The sequence below is a fragment of the Rhodococcus sp. NPDC057014 genome (assembly GCF_042673295.1).
Taxonomy (GTDB): domain Bacteria; phylum Actinomycetota; class Actinomycetes; order Mycobacteriales; family Mycobacteriaceae; genus Rhodococcus_F.
On sequence record NZ_JBHUSF010000012.1, the window covers coordinates 1 to 5,249 of the forward strand.

Below are 5,249 nucleotides of genomic sequence, written 5' to 3' on the forward strand. Positions count from 1 at the left end.
AACAGCGCGCCGAGCGTCGTCTCGCCGGCGGTATCCGCCCGCCGGGTCGACCATTCCCGCAGCAGGGTGTGTTCGTCCGGGTCTGCCGGATCGATGTCCCCGATCACGACGGACGGATCCGCGACACCCGCGCCGGCGGTCCGCACGAACCGCCGGGCGAACCCGTTCACGGTGGCGGCGTCGAACAGGTCCGTCGCGTAGGTGAAGCGGGCCGTCGTGTCCGACACCGTCACCCGCAGATCGAGGTCGCCGAGGTCTCCACCGGACTCGGAGAATTCGAGCAGCACCTGGAAGAGCGGTGCGTGGGACGCGGACCGCGGCACGTCGAGGGCCAGGGCGACGTCCTCCACCGGTACGCCGTGGTGGGCGCCCGCCTGCGCGGCGGCGTCCCGGACCGTGTCGACGAAGTCGCCGAACCGGTCGGCGCCGCGCACCCGGGTCCGCGACACCACCACGTCGGTGCCCGTCCGCGTGCCGAGGACGACGTCACCGGTGCGGGCCGATCGTGCCAGCACCAGCGCCAGCACCGCGTGCGTGACGGTGGCGGCGTCCGTGCGATGCGCCTCGGCGAGCGCTGCCAGCCCGCGCCGCAGTTCCGGGTCCAGTGCGACGTCGACGGCGGCGCTGCGCCCGGACGGCCGTGCGGGGCGCGGACGGTCGGTGGGCAGATCCAGCAGCGGGGGCGCACCCGCCAGGGTGCGCGTCCAGAAGTCGAGCCGGGCGGTCTCCTCGTGGACGGTGCCCACCGCGGCGTCCGCGCCGGCCGCGAGGAAGTCGCCGAGCAGTTCCACGAACCGCCGGTGGTGGGCAACGACCTCGCCGGCGTCGTAGCGGTGGGGGTTCGCCAGGAAGTGGACGAACGTCCGGACCGGCGCCCCGCTCTGGTACACGTTGACGAGCAGATCCTCGACCGGTCCGGACGTGACGATGCGGTACTCGCCGACGAGCGGTCCGAGGGCGAGTTCCTGATGGAAGAGCATCACGTTGACCATCGGTCCCGACAGCGACCGGGCCGCCGCGGCGCCCGCGTCGCGGCGGATGTCGCCGAGCCCGAAACGCTGGTGTCGCAGTGCACCCATCAGGTCCAGTTGGACCCGCTCGACCAGTTGCCCCACGGTGTCCGCGGGGCGGATCCGCACGGGAAGCGGCACGACACCCGCGACCATGCCACCGGACCTGCGCAGGATCGCGGTGGTGCGCGCGGACACCGGGATCTTCACGAGGACATCCGCGCGTCCCGTCATCCTCGACAGGTAGCAGGCGAACGCGGCGATGATCGCGGCGGTTCCGCGGGTACCTGCTTCGCCGAGCGCTCGCTCCGCGGCGTCCGGGAGGGGCCCGGCGGCGTCGGTGCTCGTGGCGACCGCGGGTCCCGTCCGCCGCGCCAGGGTCGATCCCGGTCCGAGGCCGCCGATCCGATCGGCCCAGTACTGCCGATCCGCGGCGAACCGGTTCGACGACCGGTACTGCTGGTCGGCGTCGTACAGATGCCGGGGGTGCGCGGCCTCGCCGGGTGCCGGTTCCCGGCCGAGCACCGCCGCGGAATACCGGGCCGCGATGCGGTTGAGCATCGTCATCGCACCGTAGCCGTCCAGGGCGACGTGGTGAATCTTGCTGTACCACAGGTAGTGTTCGTCACCGACCCGGAGGATCGACGATTCGACGAGCCGGTCGCGAGTCGGATCGAGCGGGGTCTCGCAGTCGGCGCGCATCCACCGGCGTGCGGCGTCCACCGGTTCGGTGTGGTCGCGGAAGTCGACGAACCCGATCGAGCGGTCCGCGGCGGGGTCGACCATCTGGAACGGCTGACCGTCCCTGTCGATCAACCGGAGGAACGGCGATCCGAATTCGTCCGCGGTCGCGACGGTCGCCGCGCGCAGGACGTCGACGTCCAGGTCGCCGTGCACCTCGACGTACTGGGCGATGCACAGCGGCACGTCGGGGGCGAGTTGCTGCGCCAGCCACGCCTCGTATTGCGCGGAGGACAGCGGGAACGGTGTCTCGCCGTGGCCCGGGGTGTCGGGACGGTGTTCAGGCAACGCCACCACCTCCGCCGGGGAGCAGCCGGCGCAACGCCGCCTCGTCCACCTTGCTGCTCGGGGCGAGCGGGAGCGCGCCGAGCGCGAGGAAACGGTCGGGCACGGCCTGCGCGACGAGTCGTTCCGCGCAGTGCGCGATCAGGTCGCGGGGTGTGGGCAGCACGGTCGCCGTGGCCGCGGGCACCCAGAACGCGGTCAAGGCGGTCTCCCCGTGTTCGTCGGCGGTCGCGACGACCACTGCCTGGTGGATCGCGGGGTGGCTCTCCAGCACTGCCTCCACGGCGTGCCTCTCGACGCGGGCGCCGCGCACCTTCACCTGCCCGTCGAACCGGCCGCAGAATTCGATGTCGCCGTGCGGGTCGACGCGCGCGAGGTCGCCGGTGTGATACATCCGGGCGCCCGGCCGCTCCGCGAAGGGGTCGGCGACGAACCGGGCCGCGGTGGCCGCCGGGCGGGACGCGTAGCCCTCGGAGATCTGGGGACCGCCGACGTACAGGTCCCCGACGGCCCCGTACGGCACCTCGACCAGTTTCGCGTCGAGGACGTACGCCCTGCTCGCGCCCAAAGGTCTGCCGATCGGCGCGATCGAGGCGGGGACGTCGCGCACCGCATGGGCGAGACAGCTGACGGTGGTCTCGGTCGGCCCGTACTCGTTGCTCAGCGGAACCCCCGGCAGCACCGCCCGGTGCTGGGCGACGAGCACACCCGGAAGGGCTTCTCCCGCAAGCGTCACCAACCGCAGGCGCTCGCGCAGCGGGGCGAGGTGCGGCAGCAGCAGCCGGTAGAACGACGGGGTCGCCACCAGGTGGGTGGCCCGCCACGTCCGGGCGAGCGCGGCGACCGCCTCGGCGTCCATCAGTTCGTGCGCGGCCGGGAGCACGCTGGTGCCGCCCGTGCACAGCGCCCAGAGAGTCTTCAGCAGGGAGCCGTCCCACGTGAGGCGGAACGCGGAGAACGTGACCAGGTCGTCCTCGTCGTAGTCGTAGTCGCGGCCGTCGACCATGCTCGCGAGGTTGGCGCGGCTCGCGACGACAGCCTTGGGGATGCCGGTGGAACCGGACGTCGTGATCACGTAGGCGGAGGTGGCCGCGGGCACGTCCGCAGGAAGTTCGACCGCCGGTTCGTCTCCGGGCGCCGGGCTCGCATCCCGGTCGTGCAGTGCCGGAACCCGTCCGCCCGCACTGCCGGCCAGTGCCCGGACCGTCTCCGGTGACGTCTTCGGATCGGCGGACCCGAAGACGATGGCCCCGCAGTCGATGTCGCCGAGGAGTGCGCGGAGCTGCCCTGCCGGATGTCCGGGCTCGATCACGCACCACGCCGCGCCCAGCCTCAGCGCCGCGATCATCCCGACGACCGTTTCGGCGCTCTGCCGCTGGTGGATCAGCACCACCTGGCCCGGTCGCACGCCGAGGGCGGCGAGCCTGCGCGCCAATGCCTCGCTCGCCGAGTCGAGTTCGCGGTACGTCAGCGCACGGTCGCCCACCACGATCGCGATCCGGCCGGGAACGCGCCTGCACTGGCGGAGGATCCCGGACGTCACTCCGCCGCTCGAGACCACGTCCGTCATGGCGTCACGTCCTCGGAGAGGACCGTGACGTGATCGGCGTTCGGTGCCGCCGCACTCCGGATGTCGTTGCACCGCAACAGCATCCGATCGGGATTCGGGTCGACGACGTCGAAGCCCGCGAATCGCAGCGTCACCAGCATGACCCGGTTGACGTCGGTCGGCACGAACTCGGCGAGCGCCCGCCTGCCGTGGGCGCGGGCCCGCTCCACGACGTGCCGGATCAGCGCCGTCCCGACGCCCCGCGACATCACCCGGCACGACATCAGCAGCAGTTGCAGGACGGAATCGTCGCCGCGGATCTCCGACACCGCGAGACCGATCGTGCCGTACCCGCCGAACCGGTCGCCGAGTGACGCGACGAGCACCTCGTGATCGTCGGAGGCGCAGAGCCCGCGCAGTTCGTCGATCCCGAAAGTGCGTCCCGTCGTGTTGAGTTGATGAGACCGCACGGTGAGTTCGTGCGCGCGCTCGAGGTCGTCCTCGTTCGCCCTGCGGACCGTCATGACCAAGTCGAGCGAGGCCAGGAACTCGGCGTTCGACCCGCGGAACTCCTGTTCGCTCACCTGCCGGATCCGTTCCGCGCGATACAGCGCCCTCCGCTGCCTCGCCTCCGCGGTGACGGCGGGCGGAGTCAACTCGGGAAGGTCGGGGAACGACGCGATCTGCTCGGCGGGATAGCACCGCACCGGCGGCAGCGCCTCGGACACCTCGGCACGCTCGACGGGATCGTTGTCGACGAACGCGATGGTGTCGAGGCCCAGGTTCAGGGTCTCCGCGATGCGGCGCACGGCCTCCGACTTCGGTCCCCACCCGACGTCGATGGCGCAGAACAGTTCCTCGATGCCGTGCATCCGCAGGTGCGCGGCGGCGGGTTCGAATTCGCCGCGGCTCGCCACGGCGTGCAGGATTCCGCGCCGATCGAGCACGTCCAGGGCGCGAAGGGCGTCCGCCGTCGGCACGGGAGCGTCCTGCTCGAGGACGACACCGTCCCAGATGGTGTCGTCGAGATCCCAGACCATGCACTTGACCGTCGGCGCCATCGCAATCACGCCCCGCGCCCGGGGTGGTCCGGCAGGCGCCGGAGCAGCGCACTGCTCCACGCCGCGACCGGGCTGCTGTTCATGATCACGCAGTAGTCGCCGGGCTCCTGCGCGGACGCCACGCGCTCGAGGTTCGCCACCACGTCGACGGAGCCGAGATGGCCGTACCGGGCCAGGTTGTCGCGGCAGACGGGATCGATCGCGACGTCGAGCGCCTCCTGCCAGAATGCGAACGCACCGAGCGACAGGTTCTGCATGAGGAACACGCCGATCCCGTCCTGCTGCAGCCCGTTCCGGGCCAGCAGCTCCGCGTTGATCTCCGTGAACCGCTTCCGGCTCTCGACCGCCAGGCGAAACGAGTACGTGGGTTCGTCGGCGCATTCCTCGATCCAGTCGGCTTCGCGGACGTCGCGGTAGTCGATGTGGAACAGGTCGGCGTATTTTCCGTCGCTGCGGATCATCTGGTCGACGAGTTCGTACCGTCCGGTCCCCGACGTCGTCAGCAGGACCGCGGCGGCGCCGTCGCCGAGGAGCGTCATCGGCGACCGGTACCGCGACCGGGTGGGTGTCTTCGCCGCCGCGACGACGAGCACGTTCTGGCAG

3 protein-coding genes and 1 pseudogene are annotated in these 5,249 nt (G+C 71.6%); all 4 read right to left on the bottom strand.

Going from position 1 to position 5,249, the window contains the following annotated elements; translation table 11 throughout:
• Positions 1-2,039 (bottom strand): condensation domain-containing protein (locus ACFTZB_RS04130; RefSeq protein WP_378430226.1); only part of this gene is annotated, 2,039 nt, incomplete at its 3' end.
• Positions 2,032-3,606, bottom strand: a complete 1,575-nt coding sequence (locus ACFTZB_RS04135) for an amino acid adenylation domain-containing protein (RefSeq protein WP_378430227.1) — start codon at positions 3,604-3,606, stop codon at positions 2,032-2,034. The genes ACFTZB_RS04130 and ACFTZB_RS04135, both read right to left, overlap by 8 nt.
• Positions 3,603-4,655 (bottom strand): HAD-IIIC family phosphatase, encoded by a 1,053-nt coding sequence (locus ACFTZB_RS04140; protein WP_378430228.1) that lies wholly within the window; start codon positions 4,653-4,655, stop codon positions 3,603-3,605. The genes ACFTZB_RS04135 and ACFTZB_RS04140 overlap by 4 nt, the downstream gene beginning before the upstream one ends.
• Positions 4,652-5,249, bottom strand: a pseudogene (locus ACFTZB_RS04145) (3-oxoacyl-ACP synthase); the annotation flags it as partial. The pseudogene ACFTZB_RS04145 and the gene ACFTZB_RS04140, both read right to left, overlap by 4 nt.